A 26550-nucleotide genomic window follows, 5' to 3' on the forward strand; every position below is an offset into this window, starting at 1 on the left:
CCGTTGAAAACGGCAAGGTTACCTACAGCCTGCCGCACCAGGCCAAGGTTGTCACCGACTCCGCCGGAACCCCGCTGTTCCTGGAGTACAAGGGCCGCAAGGTCGCCGACGTCTAAGCCGGTTTTTTGTGACTGATTCCGTGAAGGATTCAGGCTCTCGGGTACACCGGGGATCGCTCGAAGCGATCCTCGGTGTCTCGGTTAAGCCGGAGATTCTTGATCTTGCCCTGACCCACCGCTCGTATGCGTATGAGCACGGTGGTGCCCCGCATAACGAGCGCCTTGAGTTCCTGGGTGATTCGGTGCTGGGCCTGTCGATGACGGCTGAGCTGTACCGTGAGTACCCCGATCACTCCGAGGGGGAGCTCGCGAAGATGCGTTCCGCCGTGGTGTCTGAGGTGGCGCTGTCGAAGGTGGCGCGTGAGCTGGGCCTCGGCCGCTTTATCAAGCTGGGCCGTGGCGAGGAGCGCACGGGTGGCCGCGATAAGTCCTCCATTTTGGCCGACACCATGGAGGCCATTTTTGGGGCCGTATATCTCGATCTGGGTATCGAGGTGGCCGAGGCGCTGGTTCTGCGCCTGATTCGCCCGCTACTGGCCGATCCGGAACGGATGAGTGCCGCGCACGACCCGAAGACCGCGCTGCAGGAGATTGCGGCCGCACGCCATCAGGAGCCCCCGCGCTACGAAATGACGAGCACCGGCCCCGATCACAACCGCGTCTTTACCGCCACGGTCATCGTGGGCACCCTCGCGACCGCGACCGGTTCGGGCACCAGCAAGAAGCAGGCCGAGATGGCTGCGGCTCTGGAGGCCTGGAACGGGCTGAACCGGGCGTAGCGTTGCCGGAGCTTCCCGAGGTTGAGGTGGTGCGTGCGGGCTTGGAGCCCGCCGTTTCCGGTGCCATTATCACCGGTGTGGAGGTGCTGGATCAGCGTGCGCTGAAGCGGCACGATCCGATCCGCGGCGACTTTGCCGCGCTGCTCACCGGTTCTCGGCTGAGCGGCGCGGTGCGCCGCGGGAAGTACCTGTGGTTTCCGGTGGCCGAGGGGCCCGCCGCGGGTGACGTGCTCGCCGCGCACCTCGGCATGAGCGGGCAAATGCTGCTCCGCGAACCCGGCCGCGACGATAAGCTCACCCGCATTCGGCTGAGCCTCGAGCACCCCGAACACGGCGAGCTCTGGCTGAACTTTGTGGATCAGCGCCTGTTTGGCGGCATGATGATTGACTCCCTGGTGCCCACCCCGGACGCCCTACCCGCCGGTTTTGGCGGAGCCTTTGAGCCCGGCGCGCTGATTCCGCGCACCGCCGCTCATATTGCGCGCGATCCGCTGGACCCGCACTTCGATGACCGCGCGTTTTTCGCCGGCCTCGCCCGTCGCCGCACCGGTATCAAGCGTGCGCTGCTGGATCAGACCCTGATCAGCGGCATCGGTAACATCTACGCCGACGAGGCCCTGTGGGCCGCTCGCCTGCACTACGACCGCGAGTCTGCGGGCATCCCGCAGACCCGCCGCCGCGACCTCCTGGAGCAGGTGCGCGGTGTGCTGCGCCGCGCCCTCGTCGAGGGTGGCACGAGCTTTGACGCGCAGTACGTTAATGTCAACGGCAACTCGGGCTACTTCGCCCACTCGCTGAACGCTTACGGCCAGCAGGGCAAGGCGTGCCCGCGCTGCGGGGGCGAGATTGTGCGCGAGAGCTTCATGAACCGCGGGTCGCACTTCTGCCCGCGGTGCCAACGCGCTCGCTAACGTGAGCTCCTCGCGGGCGAGGGGGCTCTCTGCCCCGTGAGCGCTCAGCGTGGGCGTGCTCAGTGCGTGAGTGCTCCTGCCTCCGCTGTGGGCTTCTGCAGCCCGCTGTCTCGGGTTCCGGACGTAGGCCGGGGCACACAGATGCCGGCTGATAGTCTCGGGTCATGAGTACGCGAGACCATGCAGGCCGGACAATCGAGGACACCGAGACGGAACTCCTCGATGCGATGCGAGAGAGCGACCTCGTGGCGCTCGACCGGCTGATCTCCGACCAGTTGACGTTCATTGGCCCGGACGGTGCGGTCCTGACAAAGCAGGCCGATCTTGACGCCCACCGCACCGGAGCTACCTCGTTCGACAAGATTGACGTGCTCAGCCGCGAAGCGGCGGAGGACGCCGAGGGAGGGCACACAACAACCGTCGCCAATGCGGTGCTTCGCGCCGCCGAGGGAACGGTGAGCGTGCGACTCACCTGGCATCGAGAGTGGCGAGTCGTCGATGGCCGCTGGCAGGTCGTCTCCGGAGCGGTTGAGGCGCTGGCAGACCACTTCGATTGAGGGGGTGAACCGCTGTCGCTGGTGCTGCGCGCCGTTGCCAGTGATGTCATGGTTCGGTTCCCGAGCCTGCGGAAGTCTCGCGCGGCAAATAAATAAAGTAAATAGAACTAAATAAGATTTTGCACGTGTAGCCTGGGGAAATGAGCCAGCAGAGATCTGCCGAACCGAGCCCCTTCAGCCCGGGTTATGGGCGGGCGCCGCTGGTGTTTGGTGGGCATGCTGAGGAACTGGCCGAACTGACCGCCGTTTTTGAGACGCTGGACTTTGGTGAGAACCAAACCGTGTTGCTTTCAGGTCTTCGCGGGTCCGGGAAGACATCGATGCTCGCAAAGATCCAGGATCACGCTCGCGATAGCGGCTGGCTCGTGATCAGTGATGATGCGAGTGCAGGGCTCATGGAGCGGGTGATGGAGACCACCATCCCCGGGCTCATGAGCGAGGTTTCCGTTGATGCGCGTAGGCGGCTCACGGGTCTAGGGATCTGGAAGTTCTCCGCGCAGTGGGAGTACATCGACCGTCACCGCGAGATCAAGCCACTGCTGCGTCGTGACCTCGTTGCACTCTCGGAGGAACTCTCTCACTCCGGCAGCCCCGCCGGGATCCTCATCACCATTGATGAGGTGTCGTCGGGAAAGACGCGCCTTCGCGAGCTGGCTCGATTCGCGTTGGAACTCTCGCACGCCATCGGGGAGGGGGCAAACCTCATGGTGGTGTTTGCCGGTATCCGGGTAAACCTTGAGGCCCTGGTAAATGAGGAACACACGACGTTCCTGAGACGGTCCCGAGACCTCGATTTTCGGCGACTCACTCCCGCCGAGACGCGGTTTGTGCTGGAAGAGTCAATCCGCATCGGCGGTAAGGCAATCGATGAGGACGCGCTCACCTCGTTGGTGAGCGTATCGCAGGGCTACCCGTACCTGGTCCAGCTCGCGGGGGACTATGCCTGGCGAAACTCTGAAAGCAAGAGCAGTATCACGTTGTCGGATGCGCAGGCGGCCCACGGAAAAGCAATAGCCGCGGTTGAACGGCGTGTTATCAGCCGTGTGTATCAGGATCTATCTGAGGTGGACCAGCAGTTCATCGCCGCTATGGCCGTAGACGACGGACCGAGCCGCGTCTCCGATATTGTGCGACGCCTCGAGGTCTCGGATCAGTACGTGCAGGTGTATAAAAAGCGCTTGATCGAGAGCGGATACGTGCAGACCGATGGTAGGGGACTGGTCACATTCTCCCTGCCGTATCTTCGGGATTATGTTCGTTCTCTCACCGCGGACGACCTTGGCACCGGTGCAACCGATGACTGGGATCATTTCCCGCCGCTGAGCCCCCAGGCTGGCTAAGGATATGCGGGTGGCGAGACGCCCCCGGGTAGCCTTCGACCCCTAGACTGTGCTCATGATCACAGAGTCGCTGTTTGAGGTCGTCGTTACGGTTATCGAAGTTATCGGTGTCTGCGTGGTGGTGGTCGGCTTCGTGATTGCCGCGGTCCTGGCTGCGCGAGCGCTGCGTCGCGGTGCCGGGGGAGCGGCCGCGTTCCAGACGCTGCGCACCACGATCGGGGGATCGATCCTGCTGGGCCTCGAGGTTTTTGTGGCTGCAGATATCATCCACACGCTGTCCGCGCCCTCGCTTGAGGATGCCGCCGTGCTGGGCCTCATCGTGATCATCCGAACCATCCTGAGCATGTCGATCCAGATCGAGATCGAGGGCACTCTGCCGTGGCGGCGCGCGCTGCTCACCAGCGGCGGCGAGGTCGTGGCGAAGGAGATTTCGCGCGAGGCCTCCGCGGCGAAATAACCGGTTCCACCGTGTCGGGGCGGTGCCCTCCTACTCGGACACCCGCTTCGGCGCGAGCGACTCGATGACCGCTTCCAGCCCGGGCAGCCCGCTCGACGCCGATCCTCTCGGAGAGGTTCGACGCGACAGGATAGCGTCGTCGCCCGAGAACTTTGGCGCTAGTGGCACCTATGCTGCGGGGGGGGGGGGCTGCAAGGTTCTCAAAATCTTGCGATGGCTTCCAGAGCTCGTTTTCAGACCCTTAACGGTCTATTCTTGGTTCGGGTGGAGCGTGGACATCGAGCTGCTGGAAGAACATGGTCCGCAGCTGGGACGGCCACTCGAAGATACGGTGGTGAGTTCGCGTCATAGGAATATGAAGGAACTGCGTCCCGGGTCTTCCGGGCGGTCGGAGCTGCGAATCCTGTTTGCCTTTGATCCTCGGAGGCAGGCAATCTTGCTCATCGCTGGTGATAAGGCTGGCGATTGGGTGCGCTGGTAACGGAAGAGCATTCCGGAAGCCGACGATCTCTTTGATCTGCACCTAGGTTCGATGAAAGGACGTAACTAAAGTGGCTATGAGTGTCTCGGAATTTCTTGAGAATCACCCCACCGATCGAAACGCAATCGATGCGGAAAAAGCACGGATGCTTGATGAGGTTCGCGCGTATCGTCTGCGTGAGCTGCGGGTGAGAGCGGGGCTCACTCAGGCAGAGCTTGCCGCACGGATCGGAGTCGGTCAGCGCCAGGTTTCGAAGATTGAACATGGAGAACTCGATAACGCCCGAGTCGGAACCATCCGCCGGTATCTTGAAGCGGTCGGTGGAGGGCTCTCGGTGGAGTTCCTCATCGGTGATGAGCATGTGAGAGTTGCCTAGGCACGGCCAGATCCTGTTCTGAGTCTCTTCTCGTGCACATTACGGCACCTCGACAACTGCGCCAGTGCGCGGAACGAGACCGTTGAAGCTGAACGGGAGTGCGCGCGCACTGAGGGGATCCGCGGAGTCCATCGCCTGCAGGTGAAGGTGGGCTTCGGTGGAATTGCCCGAGTTGCCGCACTCCGCGAGGTGATCGCCAGTTTCCACGAGCTGCCCGACTCCCACCGTGATGCTGCCGCGTCGCAGGTGACAGAGTGCGATCACGCCGCCGGCCGACCGGATCATGACGTGGTTCCCGGTGAGCGCATGCCACCCCTCGGATGCGCGCCTCCGTTGAGAAATCGCGTAACCCAGTGAGCGAAAACCTCGGTACGCATCGTGATCATCCTCGCCATCGTGCACGCTCACCACGGTGCCCGCCACGGGGCTCAGAATCGCTCGACCAAAACCGGGGAAGCGCGTCGCGGGTTCGGGCAAAAAGAGCGAGCGCAGAGAAAACCGTGCCGAGTTGCGGCCGGAGCGAACCGGAACAAAGTCGATCGCGTGCGAGGTCGCAAAGAGTGCGGTGCCGTGGCTGGGAACGCGCGATGCCGGGCTGTTGCGCACGAGCCACCGCCCGGTGAAGGGGTAGGTCAGATCGACTGGTCGCATGCTACGAGCCTGACAGAGATTCCGCGCCCATGCCCCAATCTGTCAGCGGTGGCATGAACACACAGACGGCGCTGGTGTTTTTTGATATGCAAATTGGTGTGCTGCGTGAGTGCGTAGATGCCGAGGTCTCCTGCAGAGGGATCCTGAACCTGTAGATTCGGAATTGTGCTCTAACGGATGACGGGTTCGCTCCCGATGGGCTCCAAAACTCCTTTGCTTATCGTGTGAGGAGCCATCCGACCAGGTGGCCGCAATGTCCGGGGATGTGTTGGTCGGTGAATACCCATTTCCCTAGACTTGCCCGCAATCTGGGATATGATTGCTACCATCACGACTGGTCGTCATTCCCGATAAGGGAAGGCGACCAGTTTTCTTTATACGCTGCCACTATGCCCAGCTCATACGACAAACCGTTTTTAGACGTTGACGCGCAAATACGCCGCCTGGCTAGCTTGGGAATGGCGATGTCTGACCAAGAATTTGCCCAGCGGACGCTTCGCGCTGTTGGATATTATCGACTCTCTGGCTATTGGTATGGATTTCGAAAAGTGGCGAGCGTGAAAGGTGCACCTCGCCCCTCTGAGTTTGCAGATGGAACGTCCCTGAACGAGGTCGTTGAGATCTACAGTTTTGATGCTGAACTTCGCGCCGAGATGCTCAGAGCGCTCTCTCAAATTGAAGTTGCACTTCGGTCCGCCATTGGCCACCATTTGGGGAAAAGAGGTCCCTTCAGTCATCTCGATCCCGAACAGGTCAGCGCTGACTGGGGGCAGACAAAGCATCGACACTGCACGGCCTCATCCTGCTCTGAGGAGTGCACGTGGGTTGCGAGTGATCATCATCAGTGGATTGAAAAACAGCGCCGCGTCGAAGGAATCTCGAACGAAGCCTACGTCGCTCACATCTATTCGAACTATGGCGACCCGTTGCCGATTTGGACTGCGACTGAAACGATGACGTTCGAAATGCTCAGTCGATTGTTCGCCGGGATGACCGTTCACGATCGCGAGCAAATTGCCGCAGAGTTTGACCTGTTCCGTGAGAACGGGAATGGAGACTCCGGCGCGTTCATAAATTGGATTCAGCACCTCAGACAGGCCCGAAACGTCTGTGCGCATCATGCGCGGTTATGGAATCGAAACCACTCCACGGCGATTTCAGTTCCACACTCAGTGGCTGAGATGCAACACCTGCTGAGCGATGAGATGAATGATAATGGTGCCCGCACAATTGCCAGCCCCGCCGTGCGAACATACGGGACGCTTGTGTTAATTGCCTATCTGCTGTCCAGGATTGACAGCTCAAACGTGGCCCGAGATCGTCTGCGCAATCTCGTTGTCGCATTTGCCGGGGAGAACGCAGACCGGCTGACTGCCATGGGGTTTCCCCGGGGATGGGAGCAAGAAGCTGTTTGGCAAGCGGGTTACGCGCGGAGCGCGCAGCTCAGCAAACAGGCAGAAATCATTCACAAACTCGAAATCCTGCTTACGAAAGAGGCGACGGAAAAACTGAGCGTAAAAGAAACGGAAGCCGACAGGCGTTCCTTGCTCAAGTATTACCGGAAGAAAGGCGCGTTGCTTTCCATACCGGGTATCACCGCTCATCGTTTTCCGTCGTTTCAATTTGATGAGAAAAGCGGGGATATCCATTCCATTGTGGTATTGGCAAACCGGCGGTTACTCGGAGGGACGTACCCGTCCGAGTCAGTGAGATGGGAGGCCGCTAAGTGGTGGGTTACTTCGAACGCAACGCTTGACGATTTGGTGAGTCCTGTCGAAGCGTTAGGCAAGGAAGCTCTAACGAAGCAAGTTTTAGACGGGATGTTGCCTCCCCGTGATGACGAAGACAGATGAAACGTGCTGCGCGTGACCTAGGTCGGCACGGCGCACCCTAAACCCGCTAGGTTTGACGAACAACGAGGGGAGCGTTTGCATGTTTGGTTTTGGTACGGGGGATCGATCCCGGGTGGCATTCTGGTGGCTGATCGGTGTGCTCGCGGCATCGGGAGTGGCGATGGCGTTCGTCGTTGCATTTGGCGAGTTCGGGTCGGTTGGATTCTCGATCACCTGGCGCGTCTTTGTGGCCGATCTCTACCTCATCGCCGCGCTCGCCGCGCAGCACGTCTGGCTGCGCCGCACCATCTGGATCGGCGCGGGCATCACCTTCCTCCTGGGCATTATCACCGTGCTGTGGCCGGGATCCGGTCGCAACCGGTGGTCGCAGCCCTACTACGAGTACGGCAACACCCAGTCGGGGTGGAGCCCCTGGGACGGCTTCCTCCAGGACCTCGAAACGGCCCTCCACATCTGCGTGGGCGGGCTCGTGGTGCTGGGCTTCCTCTCGCTTGCCTACCGCTGGCTGAAGGGCGAGCGCGTACTGCGGATCACCTACCTCACGACATTCGGGCTGGGCGTCGCCTCCATCCTGATCGCCGCGATCCGCACGCTCGACAGTCGGTATCGGATGAACCTCGGCGAGGGCCTGAGTAGGGTCCACACCGCACTCATCATCCTGGCGCTCACCGGGGCGGCGATCGTCATCATCGCCGGATTCGTGCAGCGCCGCACCATCCTGGCACGTGAACGTCTTGCGGCATCACCCGTCGAAGCCTCACCCGCCCCCGCGGTTCCCGAGGCGACGGTGCCGGTCGATAACCCCGAGCTGCGGGCGCTCGTGCGCACCTACGTGGAAGAGTACTTGCGCGAGCGTGAGCAGTATCGGCGCGAATAGGACCACGCCGAGCGAGGCCGCATAAGAGCGCGCCGGAGGGCACCGATCGCCCTCGCGGAGACCATCCGCCATGCAGACCCCCAGGGGAACGGCTAGGCTCGACGCATGTTTGGACCCCTGGAGATCGAGACCGACCGAGACAGCGTTGCCATGGGCGATGACGCCGTCTCCCATGCGCGCCAGATCAGCGTGCGCCCGGGCATTCACTTGGCCGAACTGGTGGAGCAGGCCTCGCCCGAGATTCGCGAACACGGGTGGTCCTGGGTGGCGCGGGTCGATGGCGAGGCCGTGGCCGTGTGGTCGATTGATCACGGCGCGCGGCTCCTCAGGCCGGATCGTCGAATCACCCGCAGGCGTGCGCCGAAACGGGTGCACTTTGACTACTACGTGCAGATCGATCCCGAGTGGCTCCATCAGCGTCTCAGCGAGGGCGCCGCACCCAACCGGTTAGCACTCGAAGCGGAGTTCGCGCCCATCGCTCAGGAGCGGTGGGAGATCGAACAGCGGCGGCGAGAGCGCGAGATTCATGAGCGGCTGTTTTCGGCCGAGTGCGTCGACCTGCTGCGTGGCTGGGGAGCGGTCGTGAACCTGCACAATGATCGGCTGATCCGATTCGAGCTGGGTGGGGCCCGCTGGAGTGCTAGCCGCGCCGATACGATGGTGCTGCTTGGACGCGGCGGAGGCCCAAACGCCTCGATCCGCCCGGCAAGCTTCGCCGAATGCTGGCTCGCCGCGGCCGTTGGCGCCGACTATCGCGTCGCCCGCGGGGCCGCCCGGATGCCCGAGTTCGATCGACTTTCCCTCCCCGAGCTGGAGCCGATGGCGAGTTGGCCGCCCGGAACCAAGCGCTGGGCAACTATTGGGGCACTGACCGTTCAGCTCTCCGGGGAGGATGCGGTGAGCGCGTTCGAGCTGGCGCACGGCCGTTCCCTCACCGAAATTGCCGACCTCATTGAGTCCGGCCTGTCCCCGGCATAGGAGCCCTGGTCGCCGCCGCGGAGCTTTCGCGTACCGCAGTGCGGCTGCGCATCCGGCCGTTTGGGGCGCGCGGTGGATCGACACGGGCGTCCCCGTTCCCGATTATGTCGCCACCTGTGCTTGACTCGACTCATGAGTGAGATCCCCACCGCGTTTGTCGCCGGCACGGCCGAGTTTGTTCGCATCGAATCCCCCGAGGAGCTGGCCTTCTGGGTCGCAACCATCGAGGGGACAGATGGCGAGCACGAGATCAGCCTGATCATCGAGCCGCCCGCCGCCCCGGAGGCCGACGTCGTGGAGGTAGCTGCCTCGATCGCCGCCGACTTTGATGAACTCGTCGGCGACGCCCTCGAGTTCCTCGACGAGGCCCTCCGCGGCCCCGAATGGGCGCTCTCAGCCGCGGATCTCGCGCGCCTCGCTGGGGCCGATGGCGCATTCGGCGAGCCCGAGGCCGTGATCTGGGGAGACGGCACCTGGATGATGCGTTTCCAGGAATCCGCGCTCTCGATCGCCGAGGAGTTCGGCATCGGCGTGAACTTCGTGGGCCGCGTGCCACAGACCATCGAAGACCTCTCGGAGTCCGAAGAAATCGAGTAGCGCGGGCTTTTGCCGCGCGCACCCCACCCCGTCACATCCCCGCGGTTACGGGCCTGGTCGCCGGTTCTTGGTACGGTAGTGCAGACGCAAGCTCCGATTCGAGGAAGGGTGATCGCGCGTGTATCTCAAAAGCCTCACCCTGAAGGGGTTCAAATCCTTCGCCCAGCCCACGACGTTTGCGTTTGAACCCGGCGTGACCTGCGTGGTCGGTCCCAACGGTTCGGGGAAGTCCAACGTGGTGGACGCCCTCGCCTGGGTGATGGGGGAGCAGGGGGCCAAAACCCTGCGCGGCGGCAAGATGGAGGACGTCATCTTCGCGGGCACCTCCACACGCGGCCCGCTCGGCCGCGCCGAGGTGACCCTCACCATCGACAACTCCGACGGCGCGCTCCCCATCGAGTACACCGAGGTCACGATCTCGCGCACGCTATTCCGCAACGGCGGCAGCGAGTACGCGATCAACGGGCAGAGTTCCCGGCTGCTCGACGTTCAGGAACTCCTGAGTGACTCGGGTCTCGGCCGGGAAATGCACGTGATCGTGGGGCAGGGGCAGCTCGACGCCGTGCTGCGTGCCACCCCCGAGGATCGCCGCGGCTTCATCGAGGAGGCCGCGGGCATTCTCAAGCATCGCCGCCGTAAGGAAAAGACCCTTCGCAAGCTCGACGGAATGCAGGCGAACCTCACCCGCCTGAGCGATCTCGCCGGGGAGATCCGTCGCCAGCTCAAGCCGCTGGGCAAGCAGGCCGAGGTAGCACGCGAGGCCCAGTCCATCCAGGCCATTGCCCGCGATGCGCGCGCACGTCTTCTTGCCGACGATATCGTGCGCCTCGAAACCGATATCACCACGTTTTCCGGTAACGAATCCGATCGCCTCGCCGAGCGTGCCATCCTGCAGGAGCGTGCTGATCACACCCGCGCGCGCATCGCACAGCTCGAGCAGGCCCAGATTGGTGACGCGGTGGATCGCGCACGCACCGTCGTGTTCGATCTCGAGTCCGTGCGGCAGCGCCTCGACGCGCTCACCGGCCTCGCCACCCAGAAGGTGGCCCTGCTGGATGCCCAGGGCGAGCGGCCCGCGGCCGCCCCCGGCATCTCACCCGAGGCGATCGAACGCGCCGAGGCCGAGGTCACCCGCCTGATCGAGTCGATCGATACCGCCGAGGCCGCCTGGGAACGCGCCCGCCAGACCGCCCAGACCGCCCGCGGATCACTCGACGCGGTGGATACCGAGCTCGCCGCGCAGTCCGAGCTGCTGTCCGCCCACGACCTCGAGGTGCAGGCCGCCACCGGTCGTGCCGAAACCGCAGCCTCGCGCCTGGCCGCCCTGCGCGCCGAGAGTGAGCGGCAGGAACGCGCCGAAACCGCCGCCACCGAGCGTGCCGAGGACGCCGCCCGCGCGCTCGCTGAGGCCGAAACCGGGGCCGGAGCCATTGATGCCGACACCTCCGGGCTCAACGACGCCTACCGCGATCAGCAGGAGCGGGTGCAGACCACCGAGGCCGAAACTGAGCGGCTGCGCGACCTCCTACACGCCGCCGAACGCGAGCGCGACGCCCTGGCCGCGCAGACCACCGCGCTCGCCCGTGCCCTCGATATTCGCGACGGCGCCGCAGAGCTCCTGGCGCGCGATCTCACCGGTGTCACCGGCCTGGTCGCGGCCGCCATTCGCGTGGACGCGGGCTATGAGGCCGCCATCACCGCCGCGCTCGGCCGCTTCGCCGACGGCGTGGTGGTGACCGATGCCGACGCGGCCCACGGTGCCCTCGACCGGGTCGAGAACGATGCCCTCGGACGCGTGGACCTCGTGATCGCCGATGCCGCGACCCCCGCCACCTCGCCCGCAGCCGGTCTGATTCCCGCCGACACCCTGGTGAGTGCGCCGGATGGTGTGCGCGGGCTCCTCGCCGGCGTCTACGTGGCCGAGGATCGAGGCGCCGCACGCCGAGGCCTCGCGACCCTTCCCGAGGGAGTACCCGCGACAATCGTGACCGTGAGCGGCGACGTCCTCACCCGCTTCTCGATCAGCGGCGGCTCCGGTGAGGGGCGCGGGCGCATCGCCCTGCGCGCCGAACACGACACCGCAGCCGACCGCCTCGCCGAGGTGCACTCCGGCATCGAAACCCTGCGCGTGGATCTCACCGCCGCCCGCGCCGAAGGCCAGGCTGCCAAGCAAGCATCCGCCGCCGCCCTCACCGCGCTGCGCGAACTCGACGCGAGCGTCGCCGCCGAATCCGAACGGCTGCACCGCGCCCGCGGGCAGCACGAGGCTGCGCAGGCCGAGCGTGAGCGCCTGCGGGCGGCCCGCGCCGCATCCGCCACCGGTCTGCGCGAGGCCGAGGCTGCCGCATCCGCCGCCGATCGTGCGGTCGAAACGGTGCGGGCAAAACCACGCCCCATCCTCGACGCCTCGCTGCGAGAGGGCCTCTGGAACGAGCTCGAAACCGCCCGTGAGGCCGAGGTTGAGGCCCGGTTGCGCGTCGAAACCGCCCGCGAGCGCGTGCGTACCGAGCAGGATCGCCTCGCCGCGCTGCGCCGCCGGTTCCGCGCCGAGCGCGACGCCGCCGAGGCCGAGGCCCGGCGTGCGGTACTGCGCGCCCGGCAACTCGAGGTGGCCCGCTCGGTGCTCGCCGATCTGCCGGCCGTGCGCGAGGTTCTGGAACGCTCGCTCGCCCAGGCTGCGCTCGACCTTGCCCACGCCGAACACCAGCGCGGCGAACAGAACCGCGAGCTACAGGAGCTGCGTGCCGAGGAGAGCGGTGCCCGCACCCGTCTCGACGCCATCGCCGACTCGATGCGTGGCCTCGAAATGCAGATCTACGAGCGCCGCGTGCAGCTCACCTCGCTGCTCGAGCGTGCGCTCTCCGAACTCGGGCTCGAACGCGAGGCGCTGGTCGTGGAGTACGGCCCCGACACCGGCGTTCGCCTCACCGCGAGCGAGGAGGAGGAACTCACCCGTACCGGCCGCATCTCCTGGATGCGTGGAGCCGCATCGGTCGGCGATGCGCACGCTGGGGACCCCGCTCCGGCTGGTGCCGCGGAGCGCACCCTGCCCTACGCCCGCGCCGAGCAGGAGCGCCGCCACCAGTCTGCGCAGCGCAAGCTTGGCCAGCTCGGCCGGGTCAATCCGCTCGCGCTCGAGGAGTTTGCCGCGCTCGAGCAGCGCCATGCGTTCCTCACCGAGCAGCTCGCCGACCTGACCCGCACCCGCGCCGACCTGATGACCATCATCGAGGAGCTCGACGCGAAGATGCAGACGATCTTTGGCGAGGCCTTCGCCGACACCCAGGCGCAGTTCGCCGAGGTGTTCCCGATCCTGTTCCCCGGCGGCACCGGCAGCATTGATCTCACCGACCCCGACGACCTCCTCACCACGGGCATCGAGGTGCGGGTGCGCCCAGCGGGTAAGAAGATCGAGCGCCTCTCGCTGCTCTCCGGCGGTGAGCGCTCGCTCGCCGCGGTGGCGCTGCTGGTCGCGATCTTCCGCGCCCGCCCCTCGCCGTTCTACATCATGGACGAGGTTGAGGCGGCACTGGACGACGCCAACCTTGGCCGCCTGCTCACCATTTTTGAGGGGCTGCGCGAGAGCTCACAGCTGATCGTGATCACCCATCAAAAGCGCACGATGGAGATTGCCGACGCGCTCTACGGGGTGTCGATGCGTCAGGACGGTGTCTCAGCGGTCGTGGGTCAGCGCGTGGTGGATCGGGCGGCGGTCGAGGTCTAGCGCAGCGTCGCTCCGCAGCCGAGGTGTTTCGGCTGCGTGATAGGCGTCCTCTAGGAGGGCCACCACGCGAGCGGGCGAGAAGTCCGCGCACGCGGCGAGTGCGTGGGCGGCGGCGGCCCGCACCGTGTCGGGCTGGCTGACGAGGCGTACGAGGGTGTCCGCCATACACGTGATCGAGGGATCGACACAGCGGATGCCGGCACCGGATTCGCCCACCGTGACGAGACCCTCCGTGAGCGCGGGGTCGACGTAGAAGACCCCGCGGCCACCCGCGAGCGCCTCCACGATGGTCATGGGCTGATTGTCGAATCCGTAGAAGGTGAGCGCGACGAGGTGCGACCTAGCTATGCTGCGGGAGACCTCGGCTTCGGTGAGACGGCCGTGAAAGACGATGCCCGGGGTCTCGCCCACGAGCTGCTGTGCCGCGGTGAGCTGCGGCCCCGCACCAACAATGTCGATCTCCAGGGTTCCCGGCCGCACTCGCGAGAGCGCGCGAAGGGCCGCCCGCACGAACGGCAGCAGGCGCTTTTCGGGGACGCAGCGGCCGATCCACAGGACTCGCAGTGGGGTGGGGGCACCGGTGCGTTCTGCCGAGAGGGGCGGCAGTGCCGTTGGTTCTCGGGTGCGTGCCGCGGTGTTGGGGATCGCGATGACCGCGGGGAGACCCGCCTCGCGAAGCCGGGCAGCCTGATGCTGAGAGGGTGAGATCACGACGTCTGCGTGCTGGGCGGTGGCGAGGGTCATCGAGCGCAGGGCGGCGTCGGCGGGCGGCGCGGGCAGCGTCACGCCGGTGCGTGGGAGCCCGGTCATCCAGCGGTGAAAGGCGCCGATGGCGGGGGCAATGAGTCTCTGCATCATCGTGGGCAGGCCCGTCTGCCAGAAGAACGTGTGGACGGTGTGGGCCGTGGGAATGTCCAGTGTTCGCGCCGCCGCGAGCGCCGCGGCCGCGAGTCCAAACTCCGAGTGGACGTGCACCCGTGCGATGCGTTCGCGAACGAACAGTGCGGTGAGGTGGTCGCGCAGTGGTTCGCGGTGCGGGATCACCGGGAGGCCCAACCCGGGCAGCGTGAACGGTGCGCGTACCCACTCGTAACAAATTCTCGCCCGCTCTTCGGTCCGGCCGGCCGGGGCCACCACGAGCACCGAGTGCCCGGCAGCCGTCAGCGCGTCGGCCTGCGCGATAACGGCGGTCTGAGCTCCGCCGAGGTAGTCCAGTGAGTAGTCAATGACCAGTGCAATTCTCATGCATCCCAGTCAAGGGTGGGTGCCGTCGTGGGGAGTAGTTCCCGGGAGCCGTTCGGTCGTCCGCACGAACGAAATGACCCGAAAACGCTCGGTACGCGCCGGGACATCCCCTAGCGTGGGAGACATGACAAACACCGTGAAGTGGGCTCGCCGAGTGGTTCCTCTGCTGTTAGCCGCGCTCTTCGTAACGATGTGGATCCTGGGCGAGCAGAACCGGGTCAACTGGGGTGAGCCCGCGGCCGCCTTCGCCTTCCTCCTGCCCCTCTTCCTGGTGGGTGGCGCACTGGCCACGGTCCTGATCTGGCCCTGGGTATCGCTTGTCCTCGTGGGATGCGTGGTGCTGGAGCAGGCGTTTATCCCGGATCACCGCTTCACCTCAAACAGCTGGCCCATCTATTTCGGCCTGCTGGTGGTCGCCGCAGTGCTCGGGACAACGCGCCAACGAGAACTGCGCCGCTACTCACTGGTGACGTTTGCGGTGGCGGGCATTGTTATTTCGATCACAAACTTCCGGAGCGGGGCGTTTGCCTCAATGTCTGGATATGTGGCCGTGGGTGCGTCCGTCCTGGGGGTCGCCGCCTGGGCTATTGGCAACACCATGCGGGCGGATCGGGATCGCGTGCGCAGTGAGCAACAGCGCGGTGCCGTGGAGAATGACCTGCGCCGGGCCGAGATCGAGCTGATCGTGGGGAACGAGCGCGAGCGGATCGCACAGGATGTCCACGACATCATGGCGCACTCCCTCTCGGTGATCGTGGCCCAGGCCGATGGCGCGCGCTACCTGCTGGAGAATAAGCCCGAGCGTGCGGGGGCTGCGCTCGCCGATATCTCGCATTCGGCGCGGGAGTCCCTGATCGAGGTGCGCCGGCTTCTCGACTCCCTGGACACCGAGCTGGTGGGGCACTCGCAGCCGGGCATCGACGACCTCCCGGAGCTCACCGAGCGGATGCGCACGGCCGGGCTGTGGGTGGAGGCAGCCGTTTTCGGTGAGCCTGCCGAGCTGAGCGTCGGGCAGTCCCTCGCGGTGTATCGCATCGTGCAGGAGGCGCTCACCAATGCGCTGAAGCACGGCGGTCGATCCGCTCGGGCACAGATCGTGTATGACTGGCGGGGGCCGGGGCTTGCGCTCATCGTGTCCTCGCACGGCGACGTTGTTGAGATTCCCGAGGGCGAAGCGCGCGAACCCGGCCGCGGGATCCGCGGGATGCGCGAGCGTGCGCGGGTCGCGGGCGGCTGGCTGTCCGCTGAGGCCGATGACGCCGAACCGGGTCGCTTCGTCGTGACCGCCTCGATTCCGGTGACGGGCGAAGAACGTGTGGGCATGGACGTGGCGGAGGTACACGCGTGAGCTCGACGAAGATTCGGGTCGCCATCGCGGACGACCAGGTGCTGTTTTGCTCGGGCATTGCGATGCTGATCGAGTCTCAGGATGACCTTGAGTTTGTAGGTGCCGTGTATGACGGTGAGGCGATCGTGGCGCTCGCCGCGGAGCAGACCCCGGACGTCATCCTGATGGATGTGCGCATGCCCCTGGATGACGGCATCAGCGCGACCCGCAAGATTCTGGATGCTCAGGGTGCGGCGGCCCCGCGCGTGATCGTGCTGACCACCCACCAGGGTGATTCGGCGGTGCTGCGCGCGATCGAGGCGGGGGCATCGGGGTTCCTGATGAAGGATGCCACGCCGGAGTTTCTCCTGGAGACGATCCGGACGGTGTCGAGCGGCCGGCAGGTGATCGCCCCGGCCAACACCGTGGCACTGATCCGCGACCTGGCCCCGGCTGGCCCGGGCCCCGCAAACGAGGAGGCGATCGCCGCGCTGTCGGCGAGGGAAAAGGAGACCTTCCTGCTCGCGGCGCGGGGGCTGACAAACTCGGAGATTGCGGCGACCCTGTTCATTAGTGAGTCCACGGTCAAGAGCCACATCTCGAGCATTATCGGGAAGCTCGCGCTGACCTCGCGCCTGCAGATCGTTGCGCTCGCCTACGAGCACAGGTTGCTGCGCTAGTCGCGGCCCTCGGGCGCGCGTAACCGGTAGGCTAGAGGGTATGTCAGAACGTAGCGCATGGTCCCTCGGTGGCGCCCTTCGGGGACTGTTCCAGAAACCCACCATCGATGAGAACACGTGGGATGACCTGGAGCACGCTCTGATCACCGCCGATTTCGGTGCCGATGTGGCGGAGGACATGATCGATGAGCTGCGCGCGAGCGTGGCCCGATTCCACACCACCGACCCGCGCGATCTGCAGCGGATGCTGCGGGAAAACGTCGAGGAGCGTCTCGCGAAGTATGACCCGACACTGCGCCTGAGTGAGCGTCCGGCCGTGGTGCTCGTGGTGGGCGTGAACGGTGTGGGCAAGACCACCACCATCGGTAAGTTTGCGAACTATGTGGGCACCTTCGGCCGCAGCGTCGTGGTGGGTGCGGCGGATACGTTCCGTGCGGCCGCCGTTGAGCAGCTGGCTACCTGGGCCGAGCGGGGTGGGGCGCAGATCGTGCGTCCGCAGCATCACGGTCAGGATCCAGCATCCGTCGCATTCCAGACCGTGGAGTTCGCGAAGCGCGAGGGTGTGGACATCGCGCTGATCGATACCGCCGGCCGCCTGCAGACGAAGAACGGTCTGATGGATGAGCTGTCGAAGATTCGTCGGGTGATCGAGAAGCAGGCCCCCATCGCCGAGGTGCTGCTGGTGCTCGACGCGACCACCGGGCAGAACGGCCTGGCGCAGGCCGAGGCGTTCATCCAGCATGCCGGCGTGACCGGTCTGGTTTTGACCAAGCTGGACGGCTCCGCCAAGGGTGGGTTTGTGCTCGCCGTGCAGGAGCGCACGGGTATTCCAATTAAGCTAATCGGTCAGGGCGAGCAGATCGGCGATCTCACCGGTTTCACCCCGCACGTATTTGCACAGAAGCTGGTGGGCTAATCATGGCACTCGAACACGATTTTTTTGGCCTGCTTTCCACGGGCGGTCCGGGCGGTATCTACTGGTCGGAGACCATCGAGTTTGGTGATCAGGCGGTGGGCGTCTCGCTGAGCGCCGAGAGCGCCGATAACGTCACCGAGGAGTCCCTCGAGGTGGCGGCCGCGATGATCTCCTCGCTGGAGGAGCTGGATCTGCGTGCCCGCGAGGCGATGATCGCCGAGATTTCTTCCCGTCACACGGCGGTGAGCCAGTTCATCGCCCTGCTGAACGACGAGCATGGCGAAGACCTGGAGGACTACTTCAGTCACGTTTCGGGTGACCGTGACATCGACCTGCTGCGTGCACTCGCGGTGATCGGTGTGCGCTTTAGCCCCTCCCACGCGGGCGAGGACAACACGTTTGTGGTGTTCGAGTACGCGCTCAGCATGGATGAGTCCGATGATGTGCTCCTCGTTTCTTTGAATAACCGCGGCGAAGCCGTATCGATTGAACAGGACTAGCACTACCGCATGACCATCACTCTCGTCCGTACCCACTGGTCCGATCCGGTGGGGCGGGATCTCCGCGCTGCCCAGCAGGCCGATCTCACCGTCCGTTATGGCCCCTGGGAGGGCGAACCGATTCCGGATCTCAACCCGGATGAGGTTGTGGCCTTCGTCGTGGCGTTTGAGGACGGCACACCGATTGGCTGCGGCGCGATCCGTCGCGAGAGCGAGGACGTCATGGAGATGAAGCGCATCTTCGTGGTTCCCGAGGCTCGCGGACGCCGCCTGGCCGGCATCATTCTGGAGGGCCTGGAGCGTGAGGCCGTGGCTCTGGGAGCCCGCCACATGCGTCTGGAAACCGGAACCAAGCAGCCCGAGTCGATTCGCCTGTACCAGCGCTACGGTTATGAGCCCGTGGCCGCCTTTGGCCACTTTGCCGACGGCACCGACAGCCTGTTCTTTGGCCGCGACCTGGACGAGGTGGCCGCGCGCCGCCCGGTTCCCGGGGTGCGTCGCGTGCACGGTGTGCTGCACCGCGAGGGCGACACCCTGGTGCCGAGCACCCCCGCGGGCGTGTTCATCGCGAATCTCGCGGACGGCTATGTGGTGCGTCGCGCCGGTGCCGAGGACGTTCCCGCCCTGCTGCGCCTCCTCGCCGATGACGATGTGGCCAAGCTGCGGGGCGACGCCCCGGACACCACCGAGTCGGCCGACCTGAGCGCATACGCGCGCGCGTTTGCCCGCATCGATCGTGACCCTGCGCACCTGCTCGTGGCCGTGGACTCGCCCGCGGGCGAGGTCGTGGGCACGATGCAGCTGACGATCCTGCCGGGCCTCGGCCGCGGAGGCGTGAACCGCCTGATGATCGAGTCGGTGCACGTTGCCAGCAGCGAGCGCGGCTCGGGTGTCGGTACGGCCATGATCGAGTGGGCCCTCGCCGAGGGCGTCCGCCGCGGTGCCGCCCTCACCCAGCTCACCTCGGATCTCCGCCGCACCCGCGCCCACGAGTTCTACAAGCGCCTGGGCTTCACCCACTCGCACGCGGGGTTCAAGCACCTGGGATAGTCGCCGGGGTTTGTTGGCGGCTGGCGCTGGCGCTGGCGCTGGCGTTGACGCTGCTTGCGTTGATGTGGGCGCTGACGCCAACGTTGGTTTTCTGGCGGGGTTTGAGCAGGGGGAGGCTTCGATGTCGACACCGGTCTCGATCTCGCTACTCGGACCCGGTCCCGTTTTTTGAGGCACCTTTTGACTGCTCATTGAGTAGCCAAATCGCGACACATTTCGAGGGCACCCCTCTTCGAAACGAAGATCGCCTGTCTGTCTGCCGCGCCTCAGCGCCCCAGCCAAAAGTGTCGCCGCCCTCTTGTCACGAATCAAGTGGGAAAGCCTCATTATCGTGGTTATGCGCGACAGGGGATCAGTGACGAAGCGGTTGCTAATTCGACCTATGCAAATAGCTGTTGCCAGACGAGAAAACGGAAACCTAGCGTTTCCAACGCGATGCGTGCTGCCAGGACTCGTTTTTCGAACCCGGGATGTACACGCGTTGACCGCTGCGATTGCCGCTCAAATACCCCCTCACTGTAGATGTAATCCCGGACACAGGGCGGACATTTCTGGAAGATATTCCAGGTTTCTTTGACGTCAGCTGTGAACATGACAAAGCTCGAATGTGGGCTCATCCTGGAGATTCCAATTCTCCCGGAAATCGCTAGAACGAGGGAAATCTCGGCTGAAATATAGGGACCTAACTTGGAGTCGGAATCAAGCCGACCAGAATTTACTGGGCGGTTTTCGAATCGGCAAGATACCGATATTTATCGTATCGAAATCCAGAAAAGGTGCATAGCGTGGCGATACGGCGGAACTCCACCGTGACCCGGTTAAAGAAGGAGATTCAAAATGGACAATCTGACCAGGCTAGTAAATGAGGATGAGCTTGCTGGGAAGCTACCGAGGCATGAGTATGACCAGGCAGGTCGGCGATCTGTGCCGATCATGGCTACTCCGGCCACGATTATCACGGTCGCGCTTGTCGCAGCCAGAGCAGCATCTCGGACCGTTACCCGCCGAGCCGTCGCGCGCACTCAGCGCGGCCTAGAAACCGCCGTCTAGATGAAAGCTGGCAGCTGTGTGGAAATCTCTGGCCACAGACCTTTTCCACACAGCTGTCTGTGGGGAAAACAATGAAGAAAACCATTAGGGAAAAGATTCTCGCCAAGACAAGCGAGAGGCCTTTGGAATTTGCCGAGAACATGGCTGCCGTGGTACAGATACTTTCTGCTTTCGAATCAATGAACCCGAGCGAGCGCCGTCGAGGCGGGATAAACAATTGGGAACATCTGAAGTCGTCTGCCTCAGGCAACGAGCGTTTAAACAATCTGATGTCCAGAGAGGGCATTGTCCGCGTCGCGCTCGGGCTAAGAATTTCCGGTTCGGTCACGTTGCTCGCGGTGCGTGGAAACTCGGCTAGGAAGTATCTCGCGTTGTTGATAACGTCTTGCCAGATACTAACCTCAAAATATACGTTGAACGGGAGTGATGGTGCAGACCAGCTAGCTGGGCTAATTCACGCCTCATCGGCCCTCGGACGAGTCGGTAGGGGAAAGAACAAAGATCTTGCTATCGGGTTCATCGGCTGTCAAATAATAGTTAGTTACTTTGCAAGTGGACTTGCGAAGAGTTTCGGCTCAGAGTGGACTAACGGGACTGCAGTAGAACGCGTAGCGCGGACTCACACATACGGGAATAGGAAACTCTATGAGTTCTTACGTGCGCGTCCGCGGTTTTCAGAGTTTCTGACGTACAGCACAACTTCATTGGAGTTGGTGTTTCCGGTGATCGTGCGAAGTCGAATCGGAAGTGTGCTGGGTCTGGCCGCGATGGGTTTGTTCCATTTGGCAAATTCTCATTTTCTCGGACTCGGTCGGTTCCTGCTTGCATTCGTCGCGGGCTACCCTACCGTTCTCAGAGTAGTGAACCCGCGCACATGAGCGCGTATAGGTTCGCCGCGGCGGCCATTTGGAGTATCGCGATTGCTGTTGCCGGGAGCAAAGTTGCTGAGGTCGGCATGGATATCGTTTCTCGGAGAGCAATCTCAAAACGACCAGGTCACTTCCGATGTACTGAGCATTCGTTCTTGGCTAGATCGGGTAATGACATCGCCTATCGCGTTGCTGGTTCGATTCGCCCCAAGCATGTGTACGTTCTTTGTCACGGTCTTGGGACATCTTCAAACTACCTATTGCTGCTTGCCGACCATCTGAGCCGAGCTGAAGACACTCTCGTTGTAATTTATGATCGCGCAGGGTATCGGAGGTCGCGCGTTGGAACTTCTTTTCCGTATTCGATAGTTGAGTCGGTGAATGATCTCGAGGATCTCCTGTCCAATATTGAGGAATTGCATCAGAGTGTTGTACTTGTCGGCCACTCCTTTGGAGGATACATTGCGCATCGGTTTGTCGAAGCTCATCCCGAAAAAGTGGACAGTCTTTGGCTTATCGAGCCCACGCATCCGCAAGAAGCGACCCTGTCAGATCAGAGACGGGAGGGAGTCCTTGCGGTCACCGAATCGATTCGAATGAACACTCTTCTTGCTCGCGCTGGTTTGGGCATCCTGAATGACAATCGTCCGACAGCAAAGGGACTCTCTGGAAACCCGTATTCGCATAGCGTTGAGAGTGAAATCCCAACGGGTCGAACCTGGCGCGCAATGAAAAGAGAATGGGACACGATTTCAGCGCTTTTGCTAGATGGAACGATTGGGGTCCGTAACGGAGAAGTCCCAACTAGGGTCATTACTTCTGACGACACCGAGTCAAGTCTGGCAGTACAACAGGAGTTATTCAGACAGTTCTTAGAAGATAGTCAACCGCTAGACATACTCGTTGGCCTCAATCATCACTCTGTTCTGCTATCGCGCAGGGGAGTCTTGGCAGTGGCATCTCGTATTAGAGGTGAACACGATGGACCCTAAACGCCGGTTGATTTATGGGGTGTTTCTCGTATGGCTCGTTGCCACTCTATTTTCGCAACATCCGGACGACAATAATGCTCGGGTCCGAAGATTGGTAATGCGCTTGGGCTCCTTTTGGATTCCGAATTGGAAGTTTTTCGCACCGAACCCCGGTGTCGAGGATCACGTGGTCTTCTACCGCACTGGTACATCTGAATCAGACGAATGGAAACATTGGCAACGATTGTTCCCTGTTGAAAAGGTTCGGTTTTGGGAGATGTTCTATTCCCCTAGCTCACGCAGACAGAAAGGAATTTTAGACATCGTGACTACAATGCAGATGCTGAGAGATTCCGAGCTATTGCGTCCCCAATACACAGCGCATGTCAGTCTTTTGACGGAGTGCGTGCGTGAAAATATGAAATTCACCGAGGACCCTGATTTCCAGGTAATGGTGGCAAGAGGCAGCGGATTTGAAGAGTCAATTCGACCAAAAAATGACTTCGTGTTTGAGCCGAACCAAGTTCAACCTGTAGTTGGGCGCACCCTCAGATGAGAAGAATAGGATTTCGGGGTGCGAGGGCGCAGTTCGGAATTGGAATCGTCTCGCTGATTTTGTCCTCGGTGGCAACCGCGGTTCAGCCGCTACTCGTTCGGCGGCTTGCAGAATCTTTCCTCGCACAAAACCCACTGCCCACTCTCATAGTTCTCCTGCTTATTACCTCGTTTCTGACCGATGCGATAGGCGCGGCGTTGAGTAAGCTGCTTCTCGGTTTTGCCTCGGAAAGGTTCGTGTTTAACCTTCGAAACTCAGTCGTGGGCACAATGCTAAGAACTGACCACCGCCGGTTTTCATCGTTTGATCGAGGTGACCTCAACAACCGCGTTGTTGAAGACATCCCCGCAGCCCAACAGCCATATTTCTCGACGTACCCTGAACTCTTGAGCTCGATCATCGTGAGTGTGCTGTGCTTTATCGGGCTGTTGTTCGCTAGCTTGAGACTGAGCCTTGCCCTCGTCGCGGTTTTGATGCTGGTCGGGCTCGCGATGATGCTTGTACTCCGCGCCGTAAGAATCGCAGCGGAACGATCGAGAGAGGCCGAAGCAGCCTACTCGTCCAGGCTCTATGAAATGCTGTACAACTTCGTCCCGATAAAATCGCTTCGGGCCGAGACCTGGATGCTGGGGATGCTCAGCCGGCAGGCGGAAGAATCGCGGCGAAGGGGTGCGCGATTGATCACTCGCACCTCACTAATTTTGCCGATCATCAATACGGGCACACAGGTGAGTATCGTCGGTGTGCTCATTCTCGGAGGAGTGGAAATTGCCCGAGGAAACCTCGAGCCCGCACAGCTCGCGACGTTCTTCCTGTTCCTCGTTTACATGATTTCCCCACTAGTAACAATTGCTGTTTCGCTCGGCGAACTCGGCGAGGCCGAGGCTTCGCGTGCACGTTTGAAAGTAGTGTTTGACGGGTTGCCCGGGGAACCAGGAACAGCGGAAGTCAAGTTGCCAGCCTCGCCGCCATCGTTGAGCTGCACCTCGCAGGATCTGACATATCAGTATGAGAACGGTGAGCGTGTACGAATTCCGGATATCGAATTCCGCGGCCCAGGCGCATACTGTCTTACCGGAGGAAATGGCGCGGGAAAATCCACACTGTTCCACCTCATGAACGGTCTCTACACACCGACTACGGGGACCCTTTCGTGGAACGGGCTCTCGGTCGATGAGGGGTCGTCGGCTGAGATTCGTCGGCTGGTCTATCTCATGCCTCAATCGCGCGATGTGCTTTCGATGTCAGTGCGCGACAACCTGCTCATGGGAGCCATACTGAGCGACAAGGAGATTCTGACGCTTGCGGCTCGTGTAGGTGTGCTTGATTTTTTCACGACTCTACCCGACGGGCTGGATACGAAAATCGGAAACGACGGCATTGATCTCTCTGGCGGGCAGAAACAACTCATCTTCGTTTTCCACGCGCTGCTGACGAAACCACGAGTTCTCCTCCTCGATGAGTTCGCCTCCAACCTAGACGCACCTCTCAAATCAGCAATATCAAACGTGCTAGCTGAGCTTGCAACGGACGGTCTCGTCATCGTGATCACACACGACAGGGAACTTCTCGAACGATTTCCCCAACACATAGTGCTCGGACGGTCCGCCTCGGCACGTTAATTGCGCAGTGCGAGCGAGAAGCAAGTAGACCCGGGAGCTCTAGGCGCGCACCGCCTGCGGCGCGTCCGCCGCGCGGTCCAGGTGCGCCAGGGCGTCCGGGATCGGGCGGCCCTGCGTGCGCATCGTTTCGGCCCAGAGCCGGCCGGCGCGATAGGAGGAGCGGACAAGCGGGCCGGCGAGTACTCCGGAGAAGCCGATTTCGCGGGCGGCGACCTCGAGGTCCAGGAATTCCTCGGGGCGGACCCAGCGGGCGACCGGGAGGTGGCGGGGGCTCGGGCGCAGGTACTGGGTGATCGTGATGATGTCGGTGCCCGCGGCCTGCAAATCCTCCAGCGCGGTGAGCACCTCGGCGGGTTCCTCGCCCATGCCGAGAATGAGGTTGGACTTGGTGACGAGCCCCGCGGCACGGGCCCGGGTCAGCACGCCCAACGAACGCTCGTACCGGAAGGCCGGACGGATGCGCTTGAACAGCCGCGGGACCGTCTCCACATTGTGCGCAAACACCTCGGGACGCGACGCGAACACCGTGTCTAAGTACTCCGGGTTTCCCGAGAAGTCCGTGGCCAGGATCTCGACGCCGGTCTCGGGATTCGCCTCGTGAATCGCACGCACGGTTTCCGCGTGGAGCCAGGCACCCTCGTCGTCGAGATCGTCGCGGGCAACGCCGGTCACGGTGGCGTAGCGCAGCGCCATCCGCAGCACCGAGTCGGCCACGCGCCGGGGTTCGTCGCGGTCATACGCCGAGGGCTTCCCGGTATCGATCTGACAGAAATCACAGCGCCTCGTGCACTGGGCACCGCCGATCAGGAACGTGGCCTCACGATCCTCCCAGCACTCAAAGATGTTCGGGCAGCCGGCCTCCTGACACACGGTGTGCAGATTCTCGGTCTTGACCAGCTGCTGGAGCCCCCGGTACTCGGGGCCCATGGTGGCGCGGGTCTTGATCCAGGACGGCTTGTGTTCGATCGGGGTCTGCGTGTTGCGGGTCTCGATGCGGAGCATCTTCCGGCCCTCGGGGGCGGACGGCGACGTGTGGGCGACCGTCGGCAGCAGGGTGGCCTCCACGGGGGGTTCGACCATGAGCAGTCCGAGCGGCGAGTTCGATTCCGGTACCGTCGTGCCCGATTCGGGCAGCGTGCCGGTTGCGCCCACGTTGCGGGCGCTCATCGGCTGCCGCCACTCGCCGATGCGTGCGCGAGCACCCGACCGCTGTTCTGCTGCGGGAAATCAGAGGGTTCGGGGGAGTGATACCAGGCGTCAAAGTTCGCGGCGATCACCGCGGCAGCGGTGGCGGTGCTGATCTCCCGGCCGGCGGCGATGCTCAGTGAACTCACCCCGGCATCGCGGATTCCGCAGGGCACGATCTGCGCAAACCCGGCGAGATCGCCCGAGCAGTTTAGCGCGAAGCCGTGCAGGCTCGCCCCGCGCTCGACCCGAATGCCGATCGCGCCAATCTTGGCCGGTGTGCCCGAGATCGACGTGACCCACACGCCGCTGCGCCCGGGAACGCGGAAGGAGTCGACGCCAAAGTGCGCGGCGGTGTGGACGAGCACGCGCTCCAGGGCACGAACGTGTCCCACCACGTCGACCAGGCTGGAGTCATCGCCGAGGGGCGTGAGGCGCATGATGGGATAGCCCACCAGCTGCCCGGGGCCGTGCCAGGTAACCCGCCCCCCGCGGGTCACCGGTACCACCGGAGTGCCATCTGCCGGGTACTCATCGGGACGGGCCGAACGCCCCGCGGTAAACACCGGCGGATGCTCGCACAGCAGCAGGGTGTCGTCGGCCGTGCCGTTCACCACCGCCTCGTGCAGGGTGCGCTGATGCGTCCACCCCACCTGATAGTCGAGAAACTCGGGGCTCAAGCCCAGCTGTGCGATGCGTACCATGCGCTAAACCTAGCATTAATGTACGCCGTCCAATAATTAATTCGGGTGGACAACCCGCGAGCCCGGCCGGGCTCACCCATCGGCCTCCCGAAATTGGTAAACTGGCACCAAATGGCTACTTTTGGAAATCTCTCAGATCGGCTCGCCGATACCTTCAAGAACCTTCGGAAGAAGGGAACCCTGTCGGCTTCCGACGTGGACGGCACCGTCCGCGAGATTCGCCGCGCACTGATCC

The 26550-nt window shown here is 63.1% G+C and carries 26 protein-coding genes and 1 pseudogene; 23 read left to right on the plus strand and 4 right to left on the minus strand.

Annotated features, from left to right (window positions below):
* The 8 genes and pseudogenes from D9V32_RS15735 to D9V32_RS15770 all read left to right on the plus strand — a co-directional run.
* A pseudogene (locus tag D9V32_RS15735) lies at window positions 1-116 on the plus strand (50S ribosomal protein L32); the annotation flags it as partial.
* Window positions 117-127: 11 nt separating this feature from the next.
* The gene (rnc, locus tag D9V32_RS15740; protein ID WP_121649866.1) at window positions 128-838 is read left to right on the plus strand and encodes a ribonuclease III; all 711 of its coding nucleotides are present in this window, start codon (window positions 128-130) and stop codon (window positions 836-838) included.
* A 2-nt stretch (window positions 839-840) separates the two neighbouring features.
* A complete protein-coding gene (gene mutM, locus D9V32_RS15745) occupies window positions 841-1749 on the plus strand; it encodes a bifunctional DNA-formamidopyrimidine glycosylase/DNA-(apurinic or apyrimidinic site) lyase (protein WP_121649867.1) in 909 nt (302 codons plus the stop codon).
* Between the two features lie 164 nt (window positions 1750-1913).
* Window positions 1914-2306 carry a nuclear transport factor 2 family protein gene (locus tag D9V32_RS15750; protein WP_121649868.1) on the plus strand — a complete coding sequence of 131 codons (393 nt, stop codon included), beginning with the start codon at window positions 1914-1916 and terminating at the stop codon, window positions 2304-2306.
* Window positions 2307-2446: 140 nt separating this feature from the next.
* Window positions 2447-3646, plus strand: a complete 1200-nt coding sequence (locus D9V32_RS15755; RefSeq protein WP_121649869.1) for an ATP-binding protein — start codon at window positions 2447-2449, stop codon at window positions 3644-3646.
* Window positions 3647-3701: 55 nt separating this feature from the next.
* Window positions 3702-4103: a DUF1622 domain-containing protein gene (locus D9V32_RS15760; RefSeq protein WP_121649886.1), complete on the plus strand. Its 402-nt coding sequence runs from the start codon at window positions 3702-3704 to the stop codon at window positions 4101-4103.
* 64 nt (window positions 4104-4167) lie between these two features.
* Window positions 4168-4584, plus strand: a complete 417-nt coding sequence (locus D9V32_RS16710; protein ID WP_425462014.1) for a type II toxin-antitoxin system RelE/ParE family toxin — start codon at window positions 4168-4170, stop codon at window positions 4582-4584.
* 76 nt (window positions 4585-4660) lie between these two features.
* Window positions 4661-4960: a helix-turn-helix domain-containing protein gene (locus D9V32_RS15770; protein WP_245982372.1), complete on the plus strand. Its 300-nt coding sequence runs from the start codon at window positions 4661-4663 to the stop codon at window positions 4958-4960.
* 39 nt (window positions 4961-4999) lie between these two features.
* Here D9V32_RS15770 and D9V32_RS15775 read toward each other — a convergent pair whose 3' ends face one another.
* A complete protein-coding gene (locus D9V32_RS15775; protein WP_121649871.1) occupies window positions 5000-5611 on the minus strand; it encodes a M23 family metallopeptidase in 612 nt (203 codons plus the stop codon).
* Between the two features lie 275 nt (window positions 5612-5886).
* Here D9V32_RS15775 and D9V32_RS15780 point away from each other — a divergent pair, with 275 nt between their 5' ends.
* The 5 genes from D9V32_RS15780 (at window position 5887) to smc (ending at window position 13640) form a co-directional block, all read left to right on the plus strand.
* Window positions 5887-7464 carry an Abi family protein gene (locus tag D9V32_RS15780; RefSeq protein WP_183086364.1) on the plus strand — a complete coding sequence of 526 codons (1578 nt, stop codon included), beginning with the start codon at window positions 5887-5889 and terminating at the stop codon, window positions 7462-7464.
* 79 nt (window positions 7465-7543) lie between these two features.
* Window positions 7544-8341 carry a hypothetical protein gene (locus D9V32_RS15785; RefSeq protein WP_121649873.1) on the plus strand — a complete coding sequence of 266 codons (798 nt, stop codon included), beginning with the start codon at window positions 7544-7546 and terminating at the stop codon, window positions 8339-8341.
* A 105-nt stretch (window positions 8342-8446) separates the two neighbouring features.
* A complete protein-coding gene (locus D9V32_RS15790) occupies window positions 8447-9319 on the plus strand; it encodes a hypothetical protein (RefSeq protein WP_121649874.1) in 873 nt (290 codons plus the stop codon).
* 132 nt (window positions 9320-9451) lie between these two features.
* The gene (locus tag D9V32_RS15795; RefSeq protein ID WP_121649875.1) at window positions 9452-9916 is read left to right on the plus strand and encodes a hypothetical protein; all 465 of its coding nucleotides are present in this window, start codon (window positions 9452-9454) and stop codon (window positions 9914-9916) included.
* A 118-nt stretch (window positions 9917-10034) separates the two neighbouring features.
* Window positions 10035-13640, plus strand: a complete 3606-nt coding sequence (gene smc / locus D9V32_RS15800; protein WP_121649876.1) for a chromosome segregation protein SMC — start codon at window positions 10035-10037, stop codon at window positions 13638-13640.
* Here the strand turns inward: smc and D9V32_RS15805 are convergent.
* On the minus strand, window positions 13590-14885 hold the full coding sequence (locus D9V32_RS15805) for a glycosyltransferase family 4 protein (RefSeq protein WP_121649877.1): 1296 nt from the start codon (window positions 14883-14885) through the stop codon (window positions 13590-13592). The two genes, smc and D9V32_RS15805, sit on opposite strands and share 51 nt — an antisense overlap.
* A 124-nt stretch (window positions 14886-15009) precedes the next feature.
* Between D9V32_RS15805 and D9V32_RS15810 the strand changes: the two genes are divergently transcribed.
* The 9 genes from D9V32_RS15810 to D9V32_RS15840 all read left to right on the plus strand — a co-directional run bounded on the left by D9V32_RS15810 (window position 15010) and on the right by D9V32_RS15840 (window position 24426).
* Window positions 15010-16233 carry a sensor histidine kinase gene (locus D9V32_RS15810; protein WP_183086365.1) on the plus strand — a complete coding sequence of 408 codons (1224 nt, stop codon included), beginning with the start codon at window positions 15010-15012 and terminating at the stop codon, window positions 16231-16233.
* Window positions 16230-16892 (plus strand): response regulator, encoded by a 663-nt coding sequence (locus D9V32_RS15815; protein ID WP_121649879.1) that lies wholly within the window; start codon window positions 16230-16232, stop codon window positions 16890-16892. The genes D9V32_RS15810 and D9V32_RS15815 overlap by 4 nt, the downstream gene beginning before the upstream one ends.
* 40 nt (window positions 16893-16932) lie before the next feature.
* A complete protein-coding gene (gene ftsY, locus D9V32_RS15820) occupies window positions 16933-17808 on the plus strand; it encodes a signal recognition particle-docking protein FtsY (protein WP_121649880.1) in 876 nt (291 codons plus the stop codon).
* Window positions 17809-17810: 2 nt separating this feature from the next.
* Window positions 17811-18308, plus strand: coding sequence for a DUF2004 domain-containing protein (locus tag D9V32_RS15825; protein WP_121649881.1), 498 nt, complete (start codon window positions 17811-17813; stop codon window positions 18306-18308).
* Between the two features lie 9 nt (window positions 18309-18317).
* Entirely contained in the window at window positions 18318-19358 is a 1041-nt protein-coding gene (locus tag D9V32_RS16620) for a GNAT family N-acetyltransferase (protein WP_121649882.1), read from the plus strand.
* Between the two features lie 1121 nt (window positions 19359-20479).
* Window positions 20480-21286, plus strand: coding sequence for a hypothetical protein (locus D9V32_RS16130; protein ID WP_147440512.1), 807 nt, complete (start codon window positions 20480-20482; stop codon window positions 21284-21286).
* Window positions 21287-21363: 77 nt separating this feature from the next.
* On the plus strand, window positions 21364-22269 hold the full coding sequence (locus D9V32_RS16715; protein ID WP_425462015.1) for an alpha/beta fold hydrolase: 906 nt from the start codon (window positions 21364-21366) through the stop codon (window positions 22267-22269).
* Complete coding sequence (locus D9V32_RS16135; RefSeq protein ID WP_183086368.1) at window positions 22181-22804, plus strand: hypothetical protein; 624 nt, start codon at window positions 22181-22183, stop codon at window positions 22802-22804. Before D9V32_RS16715 ends, D9V32_RS16135 begins: the two co-directional genes overlap by 89 nt.
* Window positions 22801-24426, plus strand: coding sequence for an ABC transporter ATP-binding protein (locus D9V32_RS15840; RefSeq protein ID WP_121649884.1), 1626 nt, complete (start codon window positions 22801-22803; stop codon window positions 24424-24426). The genes D9V32_RS16135 and D9V32_RS15840 overlap by 4 nt, the downstream gene beginning before the upstream one ends.
* 39 nt (window positions 24427-24465) lie before the next feature.
* Here D9V32_RS15840 and lipA read toward each other — a convergent pair whose 3' ends face one another.
* Together lipA and lipB are read right to left on the minus strand one after the other, a co-directional pair.
* Window positions 24466-25428: a lipoyl synthase gene (lipA, locus tag D9V32_RS15845; protein ID WP_121649888.1), complete on the minus strand. Its 963-nt coding sequence runs from the start codon at window positions 25426-25428 to the stop codon at window positions 24466-24468.
* A gap of 161 nt (window positions 25429-25589) precedes the next feature.
* Window positions 25590-26315, minus strand: coding sequence for a lipoyl(octanoyl) transferase LipB (lipB, locus tag D9V32_RS15850; protein WP_121649885.1), 726 nt, complete (start codon window positions 26313-26315; stop codon window positions 25590-25592).
* Between the two features lie 111 nt (window positions 26316-26426).
* Between lipB and D9V32_RS15855 the strand changes: the two genes are divergently transcribed.
* Window positions 26427-26550: signal recognition particle receptor subunit alpha (locus D9V32_RS15855; RefSeq protein ID WP_147440514.1), on the plus strand; the 124-nt coding region annotated here is incomplete at its 3' end.

Source organism: Mycetocola tolaasinivorans (genome assembly GCF_003667565.1).
Lineage (GTDB): Bacteria > Actinomycetota > Actinomycetes > Actinomycetales > Microbacteriaceae > Mycetocola > Mycetocola tolaasinivorans.

Excerpts from the sequence above, each read along its gene's own strand:
- lipA (WP_121649888.1), bottom strand. The coding sequence starts at position 25,428 with ATGCTCCGCATCGAGACCCGCAACACGCAGACCCCGATCGAACACAAG.
- D9V32_RS15775 (WP_121649871.1), bottom strand. The coding sequence starts at position 5,611 with ATGCGACCAGTCGATCTGACCTACCCCTTCACCGGGCGGTGGCTCGTG.
- D9V32_RS16130 (WP_147440512.1), top strand. The coding sequence starts at position 20,480 with ATGAAGAAAACCATTAGGGAAAAGATTCTCGCCAAGACAAGCGAGAGG.
- D9V32_RS15750 (WP_121649868.1), top strand. The coding sequence starts at position 1,914 with ATGAGTACGCGAGACCATGCAGGCCGGACAATCGAGGACACCGAGACG.
- lipB (WP_121649885.1), bottom strand. The coding sequence starts at position 26,315 with ATGGTACGCATCGCACAGCTGGGCTTGAGCCCCGAGTTTCTCGACTAT.
- D9V32_RS15825 (WP_121649881.1), top strand. The coding sequence starts at position 17,811 with ATGGCACTCGAACACGATTTTTTTGGCCTGCTTTCCACGGGCGGTCCG.
- D9V32_RS15805 (WP_121649877.1), bottom strand. The coding sequence starts at position 14,885 with ATGAGAATTGCACTGGTCATTGACTACTCACTGGACTACCTCGGCGGA.
- ftsY (WP_121649880.1), top strand. The coding sequence starts at position 16,933 with ATGTCAGAACGTAGCGCATGGTCCCTCGGTGGCGCCCTTCGGGGACTG.
- D9V32_RS15840 (WP_121649884.1), top strand. The coding sequence starts at position 22,801 with ATGAGAAGAATAGGATTTCGGGGTGCGAGGGCGCAGTTCGGAATTGGA.
- D9V32_RS15760 (WP_121649886.1), top strand. The coding sequence starts at position 3,702 with ATGATCACAGAGTCGCTGTTTGAGGTCGTCGTTACGGTTATCGAAGTT.
- D9V32_RS15810 (WP_183086365.1), top strand. The coding sequence starts at position 15,010 with ATGACAAACACCGTGAAGTGGGCTCGCCGAGTGGTTCCTCTGCTGTTA.
- D9V32_RS15790 (WP_121649874.1), top strand. The coding sequence starts at position 8,447 with ATGTTTGGACCCCTGGAGATCGAGACCGACCGAGACAGCGTTGCCATG.
- D9V32_RS16620 (WP_121649882.1), top strand. The coding sequence starts at position 18,318 with ATGACCATCACTCTCGTCCGTACCCACTGGTCCGATCCGGTGGGGCGG.
- D9V32_RS15755 (WP_121649869.1), top strand. The coding sequence starts at position 2,447 with ATGAGCCAGCAGAGATCTGCCGAACCGAGCCCCTTCAGCCCGGGTTAT.
- D9V32_RS15785 (WP_121649873.1), top strand. The coding sequence starts at position 7,544 with ATGTTTGGTTTTGGTACGGGGGATCGATCCCGGGTGGCATTCTGGTGG.
- D9V32_RS16715 (WP_425462015.1), top strand. The coding sequence starts at position 21,364 with ATGGATATCGTTTCTCGGAGAGCAATCTCAAAACGACCAGGTCACTTC.
- D9V32_RS16710 (WP_425462014.1), top strand. The coding sequence starts at position 4,168 with ATGACCGCTTCCAGCCCGGGCAGCCCGCTCGACGCCGATCCTCTCGGA.
- D9V32_RS15795 (WP_121649875.1), top strand. The coding sequence starts at position 9,452 with ATGAGTGAGATCCCCACCGCGTTTGTCGCCGGCACGGCCGAGTTTGTT.
- D9V32_RS15770 (WP_245982372.1), top strand. The coding sequence starts at position 4,661 with ATGAGTGTCTCGGAATTTCTTGAGAATCACCCCACCGATCGAAACGCA.